Origin of the sequence: Marinifilum sp. D737 (assembly GCF_026672275.1) — a bacterium.
In the GTDB taxonomy this organism is placed as follows: Bacteria; Bacteroidota; Bacteroidia; order Bacteroidales; family Marinifilaceae; genus Marinifilum.
The window spans coordinates 1-22,308 of sequence record NZ_JANQCD010000056.1; the positions used below are offsets into that span (position 1 = coordinate 1).

The 22,308-nt window shown below is 34.5% G+C and carries 16 protein-coding genes; 3 read left to right on the plus strand and 13 right to left on the minus strand.

Features of this window, described 5'->3' with window-relative positions; all coding sequences use genetic code 11:
- A partial coding sequence (locus tag NQ163_RS19640; RefSeq protein ID WP_268192021.1) for a site-specific integrase occupies positions 1-1,149 on the minus strand: 1,149 nt, incomplete at its 3' end.
- Positions 1,150-1,755: 606 nt separating this feature from the next.
- Here NQ163_RS19640 and NQ163_RS19645 point away from each other — a divergent pair.
- Positions 1,756-2,097 carry a type II toxin-antitoxin system RelE/ParE family toxin gene (locus NQ163_RS19645; RefSeq protein WP_268192022.1) on the plus strand — a complete coding sequence of 114 codons (342 nt, stop codon included), beginning with the start codon at positions 1,756-1,758 and terminating at the stop codon, positions 2,095-2,097.
- Positions 2,098-2,100: 3 nt separating this feature from the next.
- Complete coding sequence (locus tag NQ163_RS19650; protein ID WP_268192023.1) at positions 2,101-3,198, plus strand: ImmA/IrrE family metallo-endopeptidase; 1,098 nt, start codon at positions 2,101-2,103, stop codon at positions 3,196-3,198.
- A gap of 362 nt (positions 3,199-3,560) precedes the next feature.
- Here the strand turns inward: NQ163_RS19650 and NQ163_RS19655 are convergent, their stop codons facing one another.
- The 6 genes from NQ163_RS19655 to NQ163_RS19680 form a co-directional block, all read right to left on the minus strand.
- The gene (locus NQ163_RS19655; protein WP_268192024.1) at positions 3,561-5,375 is read right to left on the minus strand and encodes a DUF262 domain-containing protein; all 1,815 of its coding nucleotides are present in this window, start codon (positions 5,373-5,375) and stop codon (positions 3,561-3,563) included.
- A complete protein-coding gene (locus tag NQ163_RS19660) occupies positions 5,376-8,672 on the minus strand; it encodes a type I restriction endonuclease subunit R (RefSeq protein WP_268192025.1) in 3,297 nt (1,098 codons plus the stop codon). It lies immediately after the preceding gene.
- 118 nt (positions 8,673-8,790) lie between these two features.
- A complete protein-coding gene (locus NQ163_RS19665) occupies positions 8,791-12,123 on the minus strand; it encodes a sacsin N-terminal ATP-binding-like domain-containing protein (RefSeq protein ID WP_268192026.1) in 3,333 nt (1,110 codons plus the stop codon).
- 4 nt (positions 12,124-12,127) lie between these two features.
- Complete coding sequence (locus NQ163_RS19670) at positions 12,128-13,261, minus strand: restriction endonuclease subunit S (protein ID WP_268192027.1); 1,134 nt, start codon at positions 13,259-13,261, stop codon at positions 12,128-12,130.
- Positions 13,248-14,843 carry a class I SAM-dependent DNA methyltransferase gene (locus NQ163_RS19675; RefSeq protein WP_268192028.1) on the minus strand — a complete coding sequence of 532 codons (1,596 nt, stop codon included), beginning with the start codon at positions 14,841-14,843 and terminating at the stop codon, positions 13,248-13,250. The genes NQ163_RS19670 and NQ163_RS19675 overlap by 14 nt, the downstream gene beginning before the upstream one ends.
- 8 nt (positions 14,844-14,851) lie before the next feature.
- The gene (locus NQ163_RS19680; RefSeq protein WP_268192029.1) at positions 14,852-15,130 is read right to left on the minus strand and encodes a helix-turn-helix domain-containing protein; all 279 of its coding nucleotides are present in this window, start codon (positions 15,128-15,130) and stop codon (positions 14,852-14,854) included.
- A gap of 196 nt (positions 15,131-15,326) precedes the next feature.
- Between NQ163_RS19680 and NQ163_RS19685 the strand changes: the two genes are divergently transcribed.
- Positions 15,327-15,647: a hypothetical protein gene (locus NQ163_RS19685; RefSeq protein WP_268192030.1), complete on the plus strand. Its 321-nt coding sequence runs from the start codon at positions 15,327-15,329 to the stop codon at positions 15,645-15,647.
- 325 nt (positions 15,648-15,972) lie between these two features.
- On the opposite strand, the gene NQ163_RS19690 is transcribed toward NQ163_RS19685, so the two are convergent.
- The 6 genes from NQ163_RS19690 to NQ163_RS19715 all read right to left on the minus strand — a co-directional run bounded on the left by NQ163_RS19690 (position 15,973) and on the right by NQ163_RS19715 (position 22,159).
- On the minus strand, positions 15,973-17,706 hold the full coding sequence (locus NQ163_RS19690) for a DnaB-like helicase C-terminal domain-containing protein (protein ID WP_268192031.1): 1,734 nt from the start codon (positions 17,704-17,706) through the stop codon (positions 15,973-15,975).
- On the minus strand, positions 17,703-18,482 hold the full coding sequence (locus NQ163_RS19695) for a hypothetical protein (RefSeq protein ID WP_268192032.1): 780 nt from the start codon (positions 18,480-18,482) through the stop codon (positions 17,703-17,705). Before NQ163_RS19695 ends, NQ163_RS19690 begins: the two co-directional genes overlap by 4 nt.
- On the minus strand, positions 18,472-18,783 hold the full coding sequence (locus tag NQ163_RS19700) for a helix-turn-helix domain-containing protein (protein ID WP_268192033.1): 312 nt from the start codon (positions 18,781-18,783) through the stop codon (positions 18,472-18,474). The genes NQ163_RS19695 and NQ163_RS19700 overlap by 11 nt, the downstream gene beginning before the upstream one ends.
- Before the next feature lie 147 nt (positions 18,784-18,930).
- Entirely contained in the window at positions 18,931-19,788 is an 858-nt protein-coding gene (locus tag NQ163_RS19705) for a hypothetical protein (protein WP_268192034.1), read from the minus strand.
- A gap of 4 nt (positions 19,789-19,792) precedes the next feature.
- The gene (locus NQ163_RS19710; RefSeq protein ID WP_268192035.1) at positions 19,793-21,079 is read right to left on the minus strand and encodes a site-specific integrase; all 1,287 of its coding nucleotides are present in this window, start codon (positions 21,077-21,079) and stop codon (positions 19,793-19,795) included.
- Positions 21,080-21,394: 315 nt separating this feature from the next.
- Positions 21,395-22,159: a HEAT repeat domain-containing protein gene (locus tag NQ163_RS19715; protein WP_268192036.1), complete on the minus strand. Its 765-nt coding sequence runs from the start codon at positions 22,157-22,159 to the stop codon at positions 21,395-21,397.
- Positions 22,160-22,308 lie beyond the last annotated feature (149 nt).

Sequence of the window (22,308 nt, forward strand, 5' to 3'; positions counted from 1 at the left end):
ATCTAGTTTATCAACGCCAGCTAGGTATGCATTGGTGCAGAAACTACGCCTTGCGGTGTGAGTAACAATAAGATCATGTTTAGGAATCATTTTACTAACTTTCATTCCTCCTTTAGTTTTAGCTACTCTAATTTTCTCATTTATTTCAGCGAGCTTACCTATTTTCTTTATTTCATCGTTAATGTGCTGTTCTGGCATGCTTTTAGGAGGTTTGCCGTCGTATCTCTGTAAAATAGAGGATACAATAGGGTGGAGAGGGATTATTACTTTTTGTCCTGTTTTTTGGGTTTCTACCTGAAACATAACATCTGATCCAACTCTCTTAATGATGTTATCTGGTGTTAATTGTTTAAAGTCGGAAACTCTAAGCCCTGTAAAAGCACCTATTAAAAATAAATCTCTTGCTCTTTCTTGTTTCGGGCTTTCGGATAAATCCAGTTTATACAAACGAGTAAGTTCCTCCATGTTTAAATAGATGTTGTCTACATCTTCCTTTAGAACAATGAAATATTTACCTCGGAAAGCCATATTGTTAGTTAGGCCTAATTCAACGGCTTCACCCATGAATTTTTTTAGATTTTTAATGTGTTTTCCTGTATTATTCAAAGTGTAGTTTTTGGAGTTGCACCAATTCACAAAATCATTATAAAACTCCTGTGTTATTGTTTCAAAAGATAGAGTGTAATTAACACTTTCGAATTTCTTTAAAGCTTCTTTCGTGCCTTTTAAACTTCGAATTGTACCGCTAGTAATTAGTTTTCCGGTAGTTGGATTTACTCGTGTAGATTCTTTTTCTATTAAGTTATCGATAAAACTGAAAAGGCTTTTTTCTTCCTCGCTAATAGGGTTGAAGTAATCATCTAAAAACTGTTTTATTGAACCTTTTGAAAGAAGTGTAGGCTTTACAATGCAATCATCTATAAAGCTTGTAACTTTATTTTCGAGATCATTGAGTAGGCTGTTAATGCTTTGTTTGTTTTTAGCCGCTGCGACATTTCGAACTCTTTGTCTTGCTTTGTCCCAATGAATAGGAACAACTTTTACTTTTAGAGGGTAAACCAATTTTGCCCCCTTAAGTCGGTAAACTAAATGTATTGGGGTTTCATTTTCTTGTTTTGGAGAGCGTAAGGTGAAGCGAACATTTGACATATCAAGGTGCATTTAATTCTACTTGCCAAAGGTAGGTTAAAATTTGATTGTTGCCGCTTTTGTTGCCGTATTTTCTTAACCTTATTTAAATTGATCTAATCTAGTCTTAATTCTAAAATGATCTGTAGTATCAGTAAACATTAAAGGTGTGGACTGATTAGCTTAAAATATTGATGTTTGTGTAATGGGTGTATTTAGGTTTGTTTGTGTCCGCCAGAGACCTCAAAATAAAACCTCAATTACACTACATATAGTGGATTGAGGTTTTTTTATTTAAAAGTTTCCCCGTATTGTCCCCGTAAAATGAAAAAAGTAACTTTTTAGCACGTTTAAGTTTTACTTGCATTAAGATATTTATTAAAAGAGAATCAGTTAAAAATGATGTTACTCTATCAATTATAAATTAACTAACGATTCATGTTATAAGTATCAGAATAATTTATTGATAAGAAAATAATAATCATTAAATTTAATGCCTAATCATAATTCATTCTTGCTCTAGGAGGATGTTTATTATTGTTGTAGCTAAGTTTTTTATTAATGTAATTTAGATTAGAATTGTTTTAATTAACACTTGCTGTTAACTAAAATTTTATTTATATTGAAATGATTATTACTTTTGCCGATAATAAATTGAAAAAGTATGCCAATAATAAAACTTTGGCAGATAGAAAAATGGGACCTAAACGGTCACAGATATACCAAAGAAGGCTTGATGATTTGGCTGCTGCTGAAAATTTTGAGGATTTACAATATTTACCAGGTCGATATCATCAGTTGAACGGAGATTTAAAAGATAAGTGGGCTTGCGATTTAGATCATCCATATAGACTGGTTTTTGAACCAGCAGAAAAACCAATTCCGAAAGATGGAGATGGAAAACAAATGCTGGTTGAGATAAAAAGCTTAGAAATAATCGAGGTAAATAATTATCATAAGGAGGGTTGAGTTATGGCAACTTTAAACGAATATTATCCACAAGAAGTTTTACACCCATGCGTAACTTTAAAAGAGAAGTTAGAGGAAATGGGAATGACTCAGAAGGAGTTTGCTATCCGAACTGGAAAACCTGAAAAAACAATATTTGCTGTTTTAAAAGGAGAAAGTGCTATTACTTCAGAAATGGCGGTTATGTTTGAAAATATAACTAAAATTCCTGCTCATTTTTGGATTAATAAACAGGCAAGATATAATGAGTATAAGGCAAGGTTAAAAAGGAAAGTTGACGTTGAAAATGCTGAAGAATGGACGAAGAGTTTTCCTTATGCAGAAATGGCTAAAAATAACTGGGTTCCTAAAACAAGAAAATTAGAAGAGAAAACGATTAATTTATTTGAATACTTTGGAGTATCTACTCATGAAGCTTGGGATAAGCTTTACATGAAAAGTGAATTAAAAGTGGCTGCATATACTTCATTAGCGCATACTCATGAACCAGAGGCGGTTTCAGCTTGGTTAAGACAAGGAGAACTTCAAGCTGAACAAATTGATGTTCCTGAATATGATAAGGGAGTGTTTCTTGAGCTATTACCATTAATAAAGGAAGTAATGGCTAATCATCCAGAAGATTATTTTTTGCAACTACAGGCACTCTGCTCAAAAGCTGGTGTAAAAGTATTTTATACTCCTAAATTGCCTAAAGCTCCTATTAGTGGTTCTACCAGATGGATAAAAAATACACCCGTTATTCAACTATCCGCAAGATATAGGCAAAATGATAGATTTTGGTTTACATTCTTTCATGAGGCAGGACATATTCTTCGTCATGGTAAAAAGTATATTTCTTTGGAAGGGGTAAATTTTTCCGGTTCTGATCCTAAGAAGGAGCAAGAGGCTAATGAATTTGCTGAAGAATGGACATTTAGTGCTAAACAGGAGCAAGAGGTTATTAATGCTGCTCCTTTAAATAGAGAAGATATAATTTCATTCGCTAAAAAATTTAATACTCATCCTGCCATGATTATTGGTAGATTACATCATTTGGGATTAGTTCATTTTAGTGAAGGAAGGGAGTTTATTAAGTCAATTGACTTAACGTCATGCAATTAAGTTGAATTATTTATCAATTTTAAACCTATTAATTATTGAAATGCACCTCAAAAGTCGTGTCTAACTTTGGGGTGTTTTTTATGACTAAAAAAATGAGCAACAAATTTTGTGTTGATGATAGAGGATTACTTTTAAAAGTATTAAAAGAAGGAAACTCATTCCTTTCTGTTGCAAGAGATCTTTAAACCTGATACAAAGTAGTGGGGTGTTAGGATAATGCATAAAAGCTACATGGAGAGTAATTATCATTATGAAATAAAACCACTATACTAGTGATTTTAAATACATCATTATTGACAAAGTATAACAATTGTCCAACCTTTCGATAAAATTTCTGCAAAGTTTTTGGTTACAGTTTTTTGTTAATCCTCGAAATATGAAAATTGAGATTTGATTTTTGAGATTATTAGTTCAGTTCTTTCCGCAATGTCTGTTACTGACCAGTTTTCTTTTGTTGCTAGTACTTTATTTAAGTATAATCCGTTTTTATAACCAATTGGCTTTTTGTTATCGTCTACTCGGTCTCGTTTTTTAATAAACGACATGTTACTCAATTTGCTGTTGTAGCCACTTAAAGTAAGGTTGCCTAAAGTATGAACGTATTCCTCCTGTAGTTTCTTTGCTTTCTCCTTGTCGCCATCGGCTATTGAGCTTACCCAATCATCAGGGATATTCTCACCTTGAGGGAAAACATGTTCAACGGTAAATATGAATTTCTTTTTATCGTTCCTTGCCCAAAGGTCAATCGTATTTTCAACGGTTTGTTCGTTCTGTTCAATCTTACACAATAGGAAACGCGTTAAACCAACATTCTCATCGTACAAATTCCCTTTCAGTTTTTCTTCAAATACATCATCATCAACAGATATTGTTATTAAGCTTTTGCGGATTGCGGCATGTATTACATCACCGTTATCCATATTCTTAATGAGTTCAATTATTGTAATAAAATGTCTTGGTAAATCCCTTGTTGGTGGAGTGTCGGTTAAATGTCGTCTCACAAAAAACTTAACCAGAATGGTTATGATTTTTGCAAATTGCTCATCGGATAATATGTTCTTTTTCTTTACGATTAGATAAATGAGAAGAACATGTGCAGGTGCGCCTCCAACTCTTGATAAATCACGCAATGCAGCTTTTAAAATAGGGGAGTTATCTTCATGGTCGGGTGCAATTACCCGATTGTAATCTTTTGCGGCATTGTGCAGGCTATCAAATATTGCTTTGGGGTCAGCATCAATCAGCTTTTCAAAAATCTGAATCAAATTAGAACGTGTTGCTAAAGGAATCCCTTTTATTCCTATTTCAGATTGATGCTTAAAGCCATTGTAAAAATGGCGTAAGAAACGTTCTTGTGTTGAATAATCATCTGTTAAGAACTGCAAGAATTTATTCCACTTGTTAAAGTTTTTATCTAGTGTTTCAACATTCTCCTTTTCAAGTTTAGCAAGTAACTTGTTTTTAATTAAGTCGATTGCAGAAAGTGGAACACCTCTATTATTTAATGATTCAAACAATGTAAATGCGCTAGAATGCGAGTAAACCTCAATTTTTACCAAACACGCACTTCCAATTTTATCCAATAAGCTGAACAGCTGCTTGGTGTCGAATACTGGTTTTACATTTCCTTCATCGTCAGTTGTTGTTTCTGACAGTCGGTTTTTGAAGTAACGAAATGATTTAAACATTTTTCTGTTACCTGCATTGCGTTTATGTTCGGCTTCTTCTAAAATACTTGCTTCTTTTAATACTGCCTGATAATCGAAGTAGTTATCATTTTGAAATGAAGGTTCTAATCTCAGAAGCGTATCATCTTTTTTTAATACCAATCGCCTTTTAAGGTTGAATAATTCCACCTTCTTATCCATCGGTAATTCGGCTTCTTTTTTATTCAGAATTCCATATATAGCTGCGTACAACAATGAAATTGTTGTTAAGCGTTGCTGACCATCTACTAATTCTAATTCACGTGTAGATAATGCATCGGTTGCCTGGTCTATACAAATAATTGAACCAATAAAATGACCTGTACCATTTTCGCTAATATCATCGAACAAGGCTTCCCATTGCCATTTGCCCCAGGTGTATTCACGTTGGTACTTTGGGATTACATATTTTAAATCAGCATCTATTTTAAGAATATCTGAAACGGTGTAGTCTTTGGCAGATTTTATCATTTAATTTTTGTGTTTAAAATTTTCCACCTGTTCCATTACCTGATCGAACACCTCATCATTAAACTGCGGTGGGTAACCATTTTTATGTAAGAGGAAGAATATTTTTTGGTTAAGGTCTGCTCTTACATTACTATTGTTGAGCCAATCTGTGAACGACGATTGCATATCAATCAGCTCTTTAATTTTTTGAGCTAAAAGTTTACATTTATCGTTAATAATTAAGCTACCTACTTTTTTATCTTCGCCAAATTCAAAGTTATACTTGTCTCGTAAGTGCATAAGAATATCGTAGAAAGCTTTTTCCTCGAAAGTCAATCCTAGTTTTCTAAAACTCTCTTTGTCTTCGCCTAATTTCGCCATTATATCCAAAGCCTGTTGTGTCGCATTTCGGATGATTGAATCAACCGCCTCAGCCTGTGTGGAAGAGGCTTCTTCAGATGATAAACTGGCTCTTCTGTTATGGTATTCTTCAAGCGTTCTATTGAGCAACTCTTCGTATTTTTCGGCTGCTATTTTATTAGTATCCTTGTACTCTTTTATAGCCTTACGAAGCATCTTAATTAAAACTTCAAGTTTGGTTGCTGGCAGTTTTATGTGATCCAACTGCTCCACAAACTCAGGGCTGAATATATTCTCTTCTACATCGGTTTCAAGAATATTTACTACCGAATTGCATTTTAAAGCTTCTGCAACCATTTTTTCAACCGCACGATTCATACTTTCGGCATCGTGTTTCTCACCCGATGTTTTTCTGATATAAGAAGCGACTGCCATAAAGCACTGCGACAAGGATAGCTGCTCATTTGTAAGCACATTAGATGGCTGACAAATATCGTAAGCTGTTCTCAATCGTCTTACATGAGCCATAAAGAATGTCTTTACACTAACCTTTTTTGGCTTATCTTTTTCGTTGCTCAGATTGAGTTGCTCAGTTAGTGTGATTATGTAGTCGGCAGCTGACGATAGGCACTCTAAGCGCTCCAATGGCGTTGTATTGGAATCGGTAAATGGCGTTATATCAAAATCAGCAAATACATCACTGATTATTTTCAACTCAATAATTAGAGCCTCTAAAGCTTGTTGCACATCATCCTCGCTTGGTCCAAATGAGGCGCCTCCAAACTTACGCATAGCCTTCATCATATTTTCACGAATGCCGATGTAGTCAATAACATATCCAAACTTTTTGCCCGTGTATTTGCGGTTAACACGGCTTATGGTTTGAATAAGTGTTTGTTTTTGTAGAGGCTTGTCGTTATAAAGGTATGATAAACAAGGAACGTCAAATCCTGTAATCCACATATCTACAACTATTACAATGCGAAAATTCGAATGCTCCATTTTAAACGCATCATCTAGCTTTTTTATTCGAGCTTTATCGCCTAGATATTTATGCATATCCTTTGGGTCATCTTTACCACGAGTCGCAACCATCGCTATAGTAGGCATTGGCGATAGTTTCTTCAACTCATCAGTCGTTAATTTGCTATCGTCGGGCGATTTCTTCTTTTCGAACCATTCGGGCTTTTGCTCTCTGAACTTTTGCAGTAAGCGGTATGCAATTTTACGCTTGCTACATACAATCATAGCTTTTTGAACAACATCAGCTTTGTTTTCGCATGCATTGGTATAGTGCGTTGTAATATCTTTAGCCAATCGCTCTAAACGTTCATCATCACCAAGAATCACCTCCATTGCACTCATTGCCTTTTTACTAGCAACCACATCATCTTCCGTAGCACCTTCATCAGCACACTGTTTGTAATAAGCGTCTATCTCTTTTACTTTTTGGCTATCGAGCGTAACATTTGCTATACGAGGAATATATTTCAAACCAACTGTAATATCATCATCTACCGATTGTTGCATTGTATAACTATCCACTACCTCACCAAAGACTTGAATCGTCTCTTCTATGGGAGTACCTGTAAAACCCACGAATGTAGCATTGGGGAATGCACAACGCAAATGCTCAGCGTAAGGCTTTGTTACGAATGCTCCTATAGGTGTATCCTTTTTATCGTCTCCTTGAGTCTTTTTATCTTTTAATTTTAGTTGCTTGTTCAATTTTACTTGTGAACGATGTGCCTCGTCGGAAAAGCAGATAATGTTTTTACGTGTATTCAATTCACCTATCTCTTCACAGAACTTTTGGATGGTACAAATAAAGAATCCTCCAGATTTTCTGATTGACATTTCCGTTTTAAGGTCAACTCTATCTGCAATTATTTTAGCTGCCCCCAAGGATAAAAACTCTTCTGAATGAAGGAACAGTTTTCCTGCTTGTGTTTGTAGGTCGTCTCTATCCACAATCATTACAATAGTAGGCGAGCCAAGTTCGTTGCAGCGTAAGGATAGCTGACGAGCCAAAAACATCATTGTATAGGTTTTACCACAGCCCGTTGCACCAAAGTAAGTACCACCCTTTCGGCTGTTAGCTGAGTGAGCCTTTAGTACACTCTCTCTTAACATTCGGGTAGCAAAAAACTGAGGATAACGACATACTATCTCTTCTTCTTTCTCCGATACTTTGTCGGGAAAGTAAACATAATCACGAATAATTTCTAAAAAGCGATTCGGCTCATACACACCTGATACTATGGTTTTCACTTGGTCGACACCTCGTTTGGCTGATTCGTCCTCGTTGTTTACCTTTTTCCAAGCATAGTAGTGATTGTATGGTGTGTAGGTTGTACCTAGTTTTGTATTGTTTACTGTTGCATCACTTATACAAGATAGTGGGCAGTAACGCAAAAGGTGCGGAATATCTCTTTTGTAACGGTTATGAATTTGGTCGTAAGCATCGGCAATGGTTGCATTAGCATCGGTTGGGTTTTTAAGTTCGAAAATACAAAGCGGAATTCCATTAATAAAAAGTAGTACATCGGGTATGCGCTTATCAGCTTTTAAGCCATATCCAACCTCGAACTGATTTACACAACTATAAATATTATTTGAGTTATTGGGCTCAAAATCGAGATACTCGATATCGAATATTTTGCCATCGCCACTGCGTGTGTAACGATAACCATCACGAATAAGGTAGTAAGTGTTACGAAGTAACTCAAAATGGGTTTGCCCACTGGTGTGACGTAGGTGGTTTGTTATCTCTTCAATATCCGAATCGGTTAAATCATCATACCGTTTTTTGAGATAAATGGTCAAATCATCGATAAGTAAAACTTCTCGATTGTTTCGAGCTATATTACCGCCAAATTTATATGTCCAACCTTGAGTCTCAAGTAAATCAATAAGAGCCTCTTCGTAGTCGCTTTCGTAAAACTTTCCTTTCTTCATGTTTGATATAACTTTTTATGCGTTATCTGCTTCAATATTATTGCAAATCTGTTATTGATGTAATTCTATGGTGTCATAATCAATCAATGTTGCTTCTTTTTTATATTCATAGTATTATTTAATTTAAATGTTGAATTTTTGAGTTTATGTGTTGATTAAGGTTATCAATAAATACTTCAAAAGTTTTCCCGTGTTTTGCAATCACTTTTTGAGGTACTAGCACTTGATATCCACTCGCTATATAGACATCTTTATCCTCTTTTCCATCAACAGCATCTTTCATTCTATCATTTAGCGCTCCTATGTTCTCTAACATAGATATTCTGCTAAGTACATCTTTAACGTCAGGATATATGTGATGTATAACGAAGTCTTTATCGTAATCACTCATATCAACTACACATAAGGCATATTGATCTTTATTTGCAAAAGATTTCTGGTGTTGAGCTGTACTCATCAATACACTGTTTTTGCTTGACCAACGTGATTTAACTTCAATATAGTATACAGGATTATTATTAATGTAAATGATTAAATCTTGCCCATTCTGTTCATTGTTAATATGTACTGTCAATGAGTTCTCTCCAATAGTTTCTTTTAGTTGTTCCAATAAGAACTCTTCAACATACTCTCCTAACTGTTTCTTAAACGTGAAGTCATTTTTATCTTGTATTTCAAGTTCTAACTCCCTTGTTCCTAATTCAATTATTCTAACTAAATCATCGTTCATAGAGAGTTCAGCAATAATTTTTAATTTAGTTTCATCTTGCACTTTCATTATTTGAAAAATACTTTCGCGTTTTTGGGGGCTATTGATAACACTGAGCATCAGTTGTGCTTTAATACTATTAATTGTACCAAATAAATTACGCCAAACAGATCCATCGTTCTCATCGTTTAATAACTCAATTATCTCAATAATAAGTTTCTGATGAGGATGATTCCCAATTGTACGTACTTCATTCTGAGCAAAAGGGGTTTGGATCTCATCTGCCAATGCTGAACCATCAAGTTCTCCTGTCTCAACAAAAAAGTTCTCATACTCCTTTGCCACTAATTCGTGGCAAATGCTTTTTGATTTATCTTCATCTTTTACACCACGGCAAATAGTATCATAGAGTTCTTTCAAGCGTAAGGGCATTGTCCGTTCTCTCTTTAACTCGCTTGCGTAACAATGCTTCCCCATTTGATTGGGATATATCAAATAATTACGCAAAAAGCTGTTTGCTTCTTTGAAATTAAATAATACTTGAACCATTTGTAAATTCCAAGTACACCAAGAACTCTTATCCTCCAATAGTGTAAACTTATACAAAGCATCATTTAAAAGTGCCGTATAGCAGGTGCGAATATCAAACAGTTCTTTATCTAAACGCTCATTAACAGAAGGTGTATATTCATAAAATTGAGACAGCAAGTTGAATGTTTTTGTTGTAAATCCATCACCATCTAATGGCAATAACATTTTATAAATATCCAATATAGCATTAATCTGTTCTGGATTAAGATAGACATTTTCATAATCTTCTTTTTGCCAACTTGCGTTAGCTAAAATGGCATTTTTAAGTGCTACACTTTTGCTATCTAAGCTTGTAAGATAGACAGTAATTGCATTTTTTGCATCATCAAAACCATATTCCTTGGCATCGTCTAAAACTATATAGAAACTATTGTGTATAAATTTCTCGACCTCTTGTGGCACAAGCGTTTGCAGCGCTAGTCGATACGTTGAGTTAAAATTTGTTGGCTTTACCAACTCTGCTTGCGATAATTTTAACTGCTCGTTAGGCACCAATTTTTTCAAGTCAATACCAGAGTGAGGATGAGCTTTCAGATATGAACATAGTTTCAATAACCACACTATATCTTCATCTTTGATTGGAGTATTCTCTACTATTTTACAAATTTGCGATAAAGTAAGCACATAAGGATTATCATTACCTCTATACCATTCATCGGTACAGCGGCTCCAATAAATCAAATCCGATTGTTCTGGTAATGTAATGTTATGTATCTCTTTTGAAAGCAATATGTAAAGAGCATCCAATAGTTTTGAGTCGTTTTCACAGGCTTCATATAGTTCTTTATCTAATACCTTGATGGTGCTAACTGCTATATACTCATCTTCTTTTTTTACCAATGGTTGGCTTTCAAAATAGGTCACCCACTTAGTTTGTAGTTGGGTGTAATACGCTTTCAACTTCTCGCTTCCATCGGCTAAAAAATTTACACGTCCGAAATGCTTTCTATCAGTATAATTAGTGAGTTGGTGTGTAATAAACTCCTTTATAATGCCACCAGCCAATTGAATTAATTGCTTGTTATTCTCGGCTTGGTCATCATTATTCTGTCCGTTCCCAACAAATAATAAAGAGTCTCGTGTATCTTTATCGCAGGTAAATGAAGGAGCGTGTACAATAAAGTTCCAACCCCAGTTTTCTGTTCCTAAAAGTGGAAGATATAGATATAGTTGTGGCTTATCATCGGAGAGCTGAATGACATTTTCCGTGCCATCAGTAGAAACGCAAGGGAGAATAACAGTTACTTTGCTCTCGGAGTTATCTTCTGTTAATTGACTTTTACTCTTTAATAGCAAAAATTGAATAGTAGATTCTTTTCCATCACAATTTCTACGGATAGTAACCTGATCCATTTGCGTATCGCCAAAATCAGCTTTATGAATAGTAGAAATATGTTCATATATATCTGTGGTATGTTCCACCTCATCGGCAAATGTAATACTCTGTAAAAGCGGATTTAGCGATAAGACATAAGGGACTAACGCCACAGACTTTTTAAAAGCCTCAGCAACATTATCTCTTTCTATTTGATGATTGTGTTTGTAGATAAATACCGTATCATCCAAAGGAGTTGAACTCCAATGACTAGCATCAGCACCCCACTGTTGCGAAATATCTATGGCATCTTTAATAGCCTTACTAAGTATGATTTTATCCTTAGAACTGCGATCGATAAGAAAATCCTTTTCAACACCAAAGTTATAAAAATAGTTGCCATGCTTTAAATCTAATGAACTTTGTAGATGAAACTGCAACCCAAATTTGTGTGTAGTTAAAAAGCCTGTTCCATATTGCCCCACCTGCACTATGTCATTACGCACTTTGCTACTGGTTTGCAATATCAAAGATTGTATTGATTTTCTGTCAAATGGTTGGCCGTTGTGTTGGAAAACAAATTCGTTGAGCCTGCGAGTAAATCGCACCTTTGCCCGCTCTTCTACCTTTGATACATCACGAGCATTTTGTACCAACTCCCAAATGGCGCGATTGGCAGGTACACTACTATTGTTGGCTATGCCTGTAATAATATCGTTGGCAGGTTTGCCCCACATCGTTTCCGCCAACTGATCATCAGCCTCTTTTTTTATAGCTTCTTCTAATGATGCCGTAGTTTGGTGAGTTTCTTCTAATATAGCTTCTTGGTGTTTCATATCTCTATCCGTTTATCGCTCTTTGTACCAATGCAGGGCAGAGTGTTTTCATTTTTTCACGAGCCTCGCTAGCTATTTTCTTAGCCTCTTCGGCACAGTTGTATAGGTTTACAATTGCTTGTTGCACATCTGGTGGAGGAAGTGGGATACGCACTCTGCATAATTCACTCCAATCAAAAGTCTCTCTTGCACTTCCCCAAGAATTATAGCGAGAGTATCTGTCAAATTCCTTTCTGCTCAACAATAAATATATGTATTCGGGTAATAACACCTCCGAATCAATCGAACGAAAAGTTGTGTAAATAGAAGAAATCAACAAAGATTTATTTGTTGAATTTAAAGCTAAGGCAATCTTATCTCCACGACGTGATGTATCTGCTACGTAAGCAAATTCATTACTATTAACCACCTTATATGCGGTCAATGAAACACCATCTAAATTTGCTTTTGTTTCAATAAACTTTTTTTCTGTACTTATACCTTTAACATCATCAATTGTATAATAACCTTCTGTATTTCTTTCGTCTAACTCCTCTATATAATTTCCAAGTTCATCTTCAGGGTACTTTTTTTTGCAATCGACAATATAGGCTTGACAGGCTTGGGTAAGTGGATTTATTAAAGCTTCGTTCTGCTCTGCTAATGCTTTTAGCCCATTATATGTATCGACTAGTTCTTGCTGAATATCAATATCGGGAAGTGGAATTTTGATTTTACAAAATTCACTCCAATCAAGATTAGAACGAATACTACCATCACTTAAAAACCAACCATATCTATCCATTTGAAATCGATTAAACTGAATGAATAAATATTGAGGTAATATTACTGCTTTATCGTTTACAGTAAATGTTGTATATGCTGGTGATACTAATATAGAATCATCTTTATCGTACAGAGCTAAACGTATACAAACATCACGACCCGTTTGCATACCACTAAATACGAATACATCTTTTTCTACAATCTTATATTTAGATTTATCTAGTCCATTTGTATTTGCAACTGTTGGCATAAAGGTTTTGTCTTTATTTATGCCGAAAAATGGGAGGTTAATAGCCTTGATATTTTTCAAATCGTAAATCTCAATATAATCCCCAAGTCTAACCATTCTAGTCTGCACGTTATTCACATTCATAACCTAACTGTTTTAGTGCATTACGAAGCGTTTTATCATTCTTTTCTTGACGATTCAGTAGGCTGGAAACAGTTGATGCTGTTTCTGTTAATACTTGATGATAGTCGATTGTGGTATCACGGTCAACGAACTCAATATATCGACTTGGTACAAGTGAGTAGTTATTTTCCTCTAACTCAGCTAAACCAACAGAACGGTAAAGCTCGGGTTCAGCATAGTTTGCCCCATCGGTTCCTTCGCTTTGCCACTTGAAGTAGATTTCGGTCGCTCGTTTCATCTGGTCAGCTTTTAACTCCACCTTCTTTTTCTGCTCTCTTTTCACTGGATTTTCAGTCCACTGGCGTAAATCCATAAACAGAATTTCTTTTTCACGGTTACGCAATTTGCGGTCGTGCCATGCACCGCCTTTTTTATTCTCATTCAATATCCATAGGGTTACAGATATGTCAGTGGTATAGAACAGTTCACGAGGAAGTACCACAATAGCTTCTACTTTGTCATTCTCAATAAGTTTTTGACGAATAGTAACAGCATCATCATCACCCAAAGCACCATTGGCAAGTAGGAAGCCTGCTACACCTTTGCCCGCTTTTAACTTCGAGAGCATATGCAATATCCAGGCATAGTTGGCATTGCCCTCTGGAGGTACTGAGTAGTCTGCCCAGCGACTATCTTTGCTCAACGAGATATCATACCATTTCTTTAAATTAAATGGCGGATTAGCCATAATGAAATCGAATGTAAGCCCCTTGTGCAAGTCATTTGAAAATGTATCGGCATTGTGTTCGCCAAGGTGGTGTGAGATACCACGCATAGCAAGGTTCATTTTAGCCAATCGGTAGGTGGCAGGGTCACGCTCTTGTCCATACACATTTACCTTTTCTATGTCACCTTGTTTTGCTTCTACATACTTAGCACACTGAATAAACATACCACCCGAACCACAACAAGGGTCGTAAAGCGTCCCATCAAATGGTTCAATAAAGGCAGCTATCAGCTCAACAATGTCGTGTGGCGTATAAAACTCGCCCTCTTCCTTAGTTGCATTTACCGCAAAAGACTTAAGGAAATACTCATATACACGACCAATTAAATCTTTCTCCTCACCAAAAGTCTTGTGTGAGATTTTATTCACCTCGTCAATAACTTTCTTAATGACATTAGCTTCGAGGTTAATTGCCGTAAACAATCCTACACGAATACAGCCTTTTAACCCATCACCACTATTTTCAAGCTCTTGAATAGCATCATCAAGTGCTGCATTTAATTTTGATGCAGGCTGTTCCATTATCGTAGCCCAACGAGCCTTTTCTGGTACAAAAGCTATCCCTTTGTAACGGCTTGGGCTGTTAAGGAAGGATTTTATTACTTCTTCGTCTGTAATGCCATTGTTGAGACACTCTTGTCGCATCTCATTCTGTACCTTCTCAAACTTCTCGCCAATAAAACGCATAAAAACAAGCGTTAAAAGCAAGTCCCTTTTATCGTTTAGTGATGCATTACTTCGTAAATATTCCCTGCAATTAAACAGGATAGATTCAAGGTTTAGTGTATCTGTTGTTTTTTGTTTTTTCTTAGCCATATTTAATTTTACAAGTTCTGTCCAACTACCTTAATTGCCTCTTTGGCAATTTCTTCTTCTCCTTTTACTAATTCATTTATCTGACCTGCCAGCCAGAGTGTAAGCAGCTCTTTTTCGTCTGCTTCAAATAGCTTAGCCATTTTTATAACTTGCTCACGTTTAGCTTTACGTTCACCTCTTTCAATCTTGCTGTACATTGGCGTGTCGATTTCTAATTCGGCCGCTAATTGCCGCTGCAGCAATTCTTTCTCTTCTCTAAGTTCTCTGATTCGTTTTCCTAAAAACATGACTATTTTGTTTATGACTTGTCAAATATTGGCTAATGTAATAAAGTAAAACCAAAGAAAAGAAAGAAAAAGCTAATAATTATTAACATAGGAAAGTGGAATTGTAGGAAATCAATATGTTAGTATCCTATTCCCTTTTTTTGATTTTGGGATTATTACTTCAAAAGCGTAAATTCCCATAATAATAAGTGATGTTATGGGAGCTATTAATAATGCCATATGCAAAAAATGTAATTCAACTTTTCATATTAGAAGAGGTGGCGGCTTTTTATTTCACTTATTGAACTGTAATAAGTGTGGAGATGAAAAGGAAGTGGTTTTTACTGATATCATGGAGTTGCGAGAGAAATATTTGATTGAAAAGAAGATACTTGAGAAGGAATACGATAGGAAAGTAGAAGAAATTATGCCAATATGCTCTTGTGGAGGTAAGTTCACGTTCGAAGCAAAACCAAGATGCCCTTATTGTAATTCAGATAAGTATAAAATTGGTGAATTAATTAGCTTATACGATTAAAAAAAGTGTACAGAAGTGTACACTTAAAAAAAGAGAATTTTGGTGCTGTCGAAAGAGAAATTAATTTAATTTTCTTAAGATACATGATAAAAAGTTAGAAGGAAGAACCTTGTCTTCCATAGTAATTTTTAGGATTAATAGGGTTTTTCTAAACGCATCATTTTCATCCCGCATACATTTCTCGCATAAATTGTTAATTGGATTACTCAAGTAGTAATAACGAAAGAAAGGTTCGAGTTCCGGTTTAAGTTTCAACAATGTATTTTTATCGAATTCTTTCTTGCATTTATAGCATATTCTTATGTCGTTTTTCATTTTGATTGCTTTAAAAATTAGTAATAGATTTCTGTTCTGGGTTTTTAAGTATTTCTTCAAAAGGACTCCCATCATTGTTGTTATAGCGATTTGTTTTCCTTTCAAAATAGAGGTCAGTTGAACCTGGTATGCCAGTGAGTTTTTGCTTTTTTATTTTCTGACTCATGAACTTCACAAGAGTGTCTGTTGGAATAGTATTCCTATTAGGCCTCCAGATCGCTAAAACATTGTCAGCCTTATCGGCAAATGTCCCTCCTCCTTTAATTGAATATAGGTTTGGAGGTGGGTAATTCACACCTTTTTGTACTTGTGGTGTCACCTGATGAGCAATTAAATTAACAGCAACATTGTGATCCACAGCAAATTTCTTGAGTTTAGCCATGAATTGACTGATATAAAGATCTTCACGACCATTTCTACCCATTTTATGGTGGATCTGATTGTAAGGATCTATCGTTATAGTTTGAATATTGTGTTTCCTGACAAGGTATGAGAACAGATTAAGAAGCTTATCAAGAGAATGGTCATTAGCTGGGAAAACATTAAATATGGATTTCTCTATTATTCTTGCCGCCATTTTTAACTGCTCTTCATTCATATAGTTGTCGGTATCTTTATGAAATGAGTCAGCTGATTTTCCAACTAAGCTTTCAATGAGATCTGTGAACCATTCTGAATGTGGTGTTTCCTCAGGACTAAAAACAGCATGCTTCCAATTGTCTCCCAATGATTTTAAAAGCAATAACTGTTTTAACATTTGACTTTTACCTTCATTGTTGTATCCTGTCCAGAGGTTTAGTTCACCTAACCTCCAAGTCCAGCACTCATCAATATTTTTAAAGTAAGTAGTTGTGCCTCGTGGTTGAGAATTTTTATAATGATGCATTACTTCATCCAGTACATCGGAGCACCTAAATATTCCTTCAACTTTTACATCGTAGGCATTTTGAAATGCACTTTGTAACGCCTTTACTCCGCCTTTGATGAGAAGTTCATTTGCATCTTTGCAGCCATTATAATTTATTATTTTACACTTTTCAGGAGTAAACATCTTTATAAGCTCTTTTTGAAGTCTTAACCCATTTGGATCTTGATCCATTGATAAATAAATGGTTTCTGCCTGTTCAAATATGTCAAAGCAGTTTTTGATGCACTCAAGTTTGGCATCAATGTGCTTATCATTTACATTAGGAGCCCCTTGGTTTACAGACGTAGCAAATTTAAAGCCAGCTTCTTCCCAACTTAAGGCATCCAATTCACCTTCACAGACTATAATATTCTTTTGGTCTTTTATGTCATCGTATTTAAATACAGTAGCCTTACAATTCTTACTTTGAAAAAACTTTTTTTCAGAAATACTTCGGAATTTTTGGTTTACTAAAGCACTCCCTTCGTTATAGCGAAATATGATATAACCATTGTAAGCTTTAATAAGGTTACGCTGAATGACAGGAAGAGAGATTTTTCGCCTATTGAAAAACTCTATGTGCTCAGCTTTAAGCTCGGATCCTTTCTCGAAAGGAGAAATACTAGTTTGATTGGTTTTTCGCTCCTCTAACTCGCCGAAATAGCCTTTAAAGCCACATTTGTGACAATGAAACACTTGTTTTGAAAGATTTATGGAAAGACATTTATCTTTCCAATGTTGTTTGCCTAACTCTTTGCACCTAGGGCAAGTTGTTTTGCCTTGTATCCCTCTTATATTAGAGATTTCCATAATATAATTTTGATATTGTATTTTCATTTCTTTAAATCGTATAATTGGTTATTAATTCGTTGTAGTAACTCTTCATTTGAATATTTAAACAAGTCTGATTTTGGAATTTCATACTGTGAATATTTGACTTCTATACAGCTGTTATCTATTCCAAGAATTTCATCCTGCCAACCATTATTATTAAGAAATGTCTGAGGATTCTTTCGATACTTTTTATCAGGAGTTGATAGCAGGTATTTGGGTAAATATGCCATGATTTCCAACTGAACTTTTTTGGATAATTTATCCCACTTTTTAATAAGTTTTTCTTTATTCCCGACCTTTTTGTCATAGGCATCCCAAAACTCAGAAAAAGGAATTTTTTTTGAGGTATTTATTTTTTCTTTTTCTTCATTCTTGTTTATGAGGTGGTTTCTTCGTTGTATTGACGAAGTTGCTATTGGGGTTATAATCGAATAATCCCCTTGGTACATCTCGTAATTGCAAATAGTTACTATTGTACCTATCGTGGTTGCATTAGTCGTAATTATTCCCGCTTTACGTAAATATTTCATTGCATTTGAAATATCGTCCTTACTATAGCCTGTTTCAGTGCGTCTTGCAATCCAACTTAAGTCTTTTATAATTTGCTTGTATTCAACATGTAATTGGCCTCGGTAAATAGTTTTACCAGAAGAGGAACTTGTCGAATGATTTGCCATAGCCAATAAGTAAAAGAATACTTCTCTGAAGTAAGGTGGTTTTTTGGCAAGTTCACTCTTATAGAATTTTCTATACAGTTTAATCCAACCTTTAAATTCCATAATGCCTCCTTTCCATTTTTTTACCGCCTAGAGAAATAACTTTTTGTAATATTTCATCTCTGTGATATAATACTTTACCTCCCACTCGAATAACACTTAATCGACGAAGTCTTGTCAACGAGTGTAGGGTAGGAAGAGAAATTCTAAGAAGATTAGCAGTTTCTTTACGGGTTAGATAAACGGGTAAGTTTGCGTTTTCAGTTTTCGAAGCAGAAATGCTTTTTAAAGTATCGCTAACGCTTTCTTTAATAATTGCTTTTAGTTCGTCCTTCTGTATGGACAGTAAAATGGTCTCATGCATAACTTGTGATATTTAAGATTATGCACAAATATTATAACGGGATTTACTGTATCAATCGGTACTGAGAAAAGAGTTGATGTTGTAATGTGTCAGTAAATGAGTGTGTTAATTGGTAAAAAAAATTACATGTCAGTACATGTGGATATGCTATTCAAAGGATTTAAGATCCTTTTCTGCAATTTTTTTTGCTTCAGGATAGTCTTGTAAGTAAGGAATGACAGCGCTAATATTAGTTGGCGTTAAGATATCTCTACTATTTCCATGTCCAATAGAGCAGATATGGTTTATAATAGTCGGAATTTTTCTTTGTTTTTTTGATTTTTTATTGTGCTCATTCACTATAGCTATAATAGCTTTTGATTTAGAAGGAAATTTGCCGCTTTCTAAATCGTTATATTTTGCTTTGCCCAGATAGTGAATGAATAGCGACCAAACAGGATTTGTGGCATTATCTATGGATTGTTCGAGTTTCGCATTTTTTAGATATTTGCTTAGTTTTTTATACTTTTTCATAAGACCTATATCTAAAGTGTTTGGTTTAATACCTAACATTTGTTCTGTTGTTAATTTATTTGCAAGTTCAGCTTTAAAATGTTCCGTTATATCAGCATTATTGGGAGTAGGGTTATTTATACAATCCTCGCCGAATTTATGCCAAGTGGATACTGATTCTTGAATGGCCCTTTTTTGAGCTTCTTCGATGAGGCGTTTAATTGAAGAACGTAGCTCTAATATCCCTTCAAAGTAAACGGGAACTGTACGTCCATCTGTAAGAGCAATTTTAAGGAGCAAATCTGAGCACTGGATATAATCATTTTTAATTTTATCGATAATATTATGATTGACCTTGAAAATGCGATATAGGAGTGAAATATGAGATTCAATCCACTCTTGATTTTCTTTTCTGTGTAGTACAATAAATTCCTTTTTAGTTTCTTCTAACTGGGCCTTTATTGCTTCCTTAGACAGCTTACGATTAACCTTAGTATTATTTTCTTTTGACATAGTATTATAGGAAGTATGGGTCGTTTAGCAGCGAAACTGCTGATTCTTCTTTCGTGATTTTTATATAGTTCAGAAATTCCTTTTCTGTTCTATGACCAGTAATTTTCATGATTTTGATAGTTGCTATTCCCGCTTTAAACATATTGGTTGCACCAGATCTTCTTGCGGTGTGCGTTTTAATTAGGTTATATTTTGGCTCAATTCTATTTTTTATGATTCCACCTCTAATTTCTTTGTAGCATACTTCTGAATTAATTTCTGCCATTTTAGCGATTTCCTTTATGCCAGCGTTAACCTTTTGTTCGTATGTTTTTGGCAAGTTATAGTCATATTTCTTTAAGATTTCAACTAATTTCGAATTAATTGGAATTATAACTTCCTCTCCCGTTTTTTGTTGAATTAATTTAAGGATCATTCTTCCATCACTTCTTTCTGTAATATTACTTTTCTTAATTTTAGAATAATCAGAAAATCGTTGAGCTGTGTAGCAACCAACTAAAAATACATCTCTTATTAGATCAAGTTTGGGTTTATCGGTTAAATCAAGACTAGCAATGGCAATTATTTCATTATCGTTTAGGTAAATATTTGAAGCTGGGATTTTTAAAATTTTAAACTTGTTTCGATCAATTTCTCGGTTAGCATGTAGACCTTCTTCCCTCGCTTGACGCATGATAGTTTTTAAATTCTTGATATGCCTGCCAATAGTATTGGGAGAATATTCTTTACTATTAAAAAAACCAATAAAGGAATCATAAAATGCAAGGCTAATGTCGTCAAAACTCAACTTTATTTTATTCACATTTTGGAATTCCAAGAATTGATTTTTAAACCCCTCAAAATTCTTAATTGTCCCAGTTTTGTATCTTAAACCCATAGTGGTAAGTCTACTTCCATCTTTTATTTGAGTAATGAATAGCTCGATATAGCCATTTAAATCGACTTCTCTTAGATGATTTACTGATGGATGATGAAAATGGTAAATGGTATTTTTTAGCCAGATTTGACTAAGTATTATGCTTTTACTAGTTGCAATTGATAGCTCCTTAAGTACGTAATTCTTAATTTCTCGAAGATTGTTTTCAAATTCACTTTTGTCATCAGGTGTAAAGTTTTCAGTAAATGAAATACGTTTTTTAAATGTTTGAGATTTGTTATTCCAAACTTCGGGATACATTTTTAATTCAGTTGCAACAGTTAAATCGATATTATTACCACTTCTTAATCTTAGATAAACTGTTGCGTACTGGTTTTGCTTACTTGACTTTATTAGAAATTTACATGTAGCCATATTGAATAATCATAACAATAGACAATATAAATAAAATCCCCGTATTTTCCCCGTAATTATTTTATTTATTTTAATTCCATTTAATTTCTATTTACCTTCTGTATAGCCTTTCATTACGGTTTTCCGTAATTTGGCTATTAAAAATAGTTTTATTAAATTAAGAAGTTTAGGTACGCCAGAGACCTCTGGAAAAACGCTTAACTTATTACAAGTTAAGCGTTTTGTTTTTTATGCCTGACGGAAAACCTGACGAATTATAATTTGACGCTTCTAAAATCGAAACTTCGATAAATTATTGGTGAATTCAATGCGAGACTAATGCTTTTCCCAATATTTAGTCCATTCGTACTTGTCATCTCCATAATATTCGCCAGACAATTTGTGTAAGGAGTCTTGAGAGGCTTCTCTAACAGATTTATCTTCATCATCCAAAGCGTCAATTAAAGGATTGATGATTTTTTTAAATCGGAAATTACTTAAAGCTGATAAGGCGCTTTTCCTTATCGATTTATCTTCATCATGCGTTGCCTCAATGATTCGATCTAAGACTTGGTTATCACCAATTTCACCTAAGGTTCTAATTATATATGCTTTAAGTTTTGTATCATCTGTGTTGAGATATTCTGTTAGTGGATTTATAAATCTGGAATCTTTAAGGTTGGAAATAACAAGTAGTGTTTCCTTTATTATTTTATAATCGTTACTATTCAAAGGCTTTAAGATTTTATCAATTATTTCATTATCATCATCTTCTCCAATTCTATTCCAAGTGTAAGAGCATTTAGAGCAAGTGTATTGTTTGTACATTTCATTCTTACGAGATACAAATACTATTAAGTTTATAAGGCCATTAATACCTAAAACAACTCCTAATGCAAAAACTGCAGCTTGGAAATCTCCTGTACCAACACCTAACCAAATAAGAAAGCATCCTAGAATCATCATTACTAAGGCCAAAAACAACTTGCCTATTCCTCTTTTTAGACCCGTATTTAAGTCGCGATGACTGATTTTTAATGATATGCTGTTTTCATTACAATTAAGACAATTAGGCGTATTGAGATTTAATTTTGTTTTCATTTCCTTTAGTGTTTAGTTGAAAATTTATATTGAAATAATTGTATATGTGGTGATGTAAAATGATTCCTAAACATGATCTTATTGTTACTCACACCGCAAGGCGTAGTTTCTGCACCAATGCATACCTAGCTGGCGTTGATAAACTAGAT

Bases quoted from the DNA above. Each gene is read 5' to 3' on its own strand.
- NQ163_RS19695 (WP_268192032.1), bottom strand. From the start codon at position 18,482: ATGGAATTTAAAGGTTGGATTAAACTGTATAGAAAATTCTATAAGAGT.
- NQ163_RS19665 (WP_268192026.1), bottom strand. From the start codon at position 12,123: ATGAAACACCAAGAAGCTATATTAGAAGAAACTCACCAAACTACGGCA.
- NQ163_RS19700 (WP_268192033.1), bottom strand. From the start codon at position 18,783: ATGCATGAGACCATTTTACTGTCCATACAGAAGGACGAACTAAAAGCA.
- NQ163_RS19715 (WP_268192036.1), bottom strand. From the start codon at position 22,159: ATGAAAACAAAATTAAATCTCAATACGCCTAATTGTCTTAATTGTAAT.
- NQ163_RS19645 (WP_268192022.1), top strand. From the start codon at position 1,756: ATGATTATTACTTTTGCCGATAATAAATTGAAAAAGTATGCCAATAAT.
- NQ163_RS19675 (WP_268192028.1), bottom strand. From the start codon at position 14,843: ATGGCTAAGAAAAAACAAAAAACAACAGATACACTAAACCTTGAATCT.
- NQ163_RS19680 (WP_268192029.1), bottom strand. From the start codon at position 15,130: ATGTTTTTAGGAAAACGAATCAGAGAACTTAGAGAAGAGAAAGAATTG.
- NQ163_RS19670 (WP_268192027.1), bottom strand. From the start codon at position 13,261: ATGAATGTGAATAACGTGCAGACTAGAATGGTTAGACTTGGGGATTAT.
- NQ163_RS19710 (WP_268192035.1), bottom strand. From the start codon at position 21,079: ATGGCTACATGTAAATTTCTAATAAAGTCAAGTAAGCAAAACCAGTAC.
- NQ163_RS19650 (WP_268192023.1), top strand. From the start codon at position 2,101: ATGGCAACTTTAAACGAATATTATCCACAAGAAGTTTTACACCCATGC.
- NQ163_RS19660 (WP_268192025.1), bottom strand. From the start codon at position 8,672: ATGAAGAAAGGAAAGTTTTACGAAAGCGACTACGAAGAGGCTCTTATT.
- NQ163_RS19685 (WP_268192030.1), top strand. From the start codon at position 15,327: ATGGGAGCTATTAATAATGCCATATGCAAAAAATGTAATTCAACTTTT.
- NQ163_RS19655 (WP_268192024.1), bottom strand. From the start codon at position 5,375: ATGATAAAATCTGCCAAAGACTACACCGTTTCAGATATTCTTAAAATA.
- NQ163_RS19705 (WP_268192034.1), bottom strand. From the start codon at position 19,788: ATGTCAAAAGAAAATAATACTAAGGTTAATCGTAAGCTGTCTAAGGAA.
- NQ163_RS19690 (WP_268192031.1), bottom strand. From the start codon at position 17,706: ATGAAAATACAATATCAAAATTATATTATGGAAATCTCTAATATAAGA.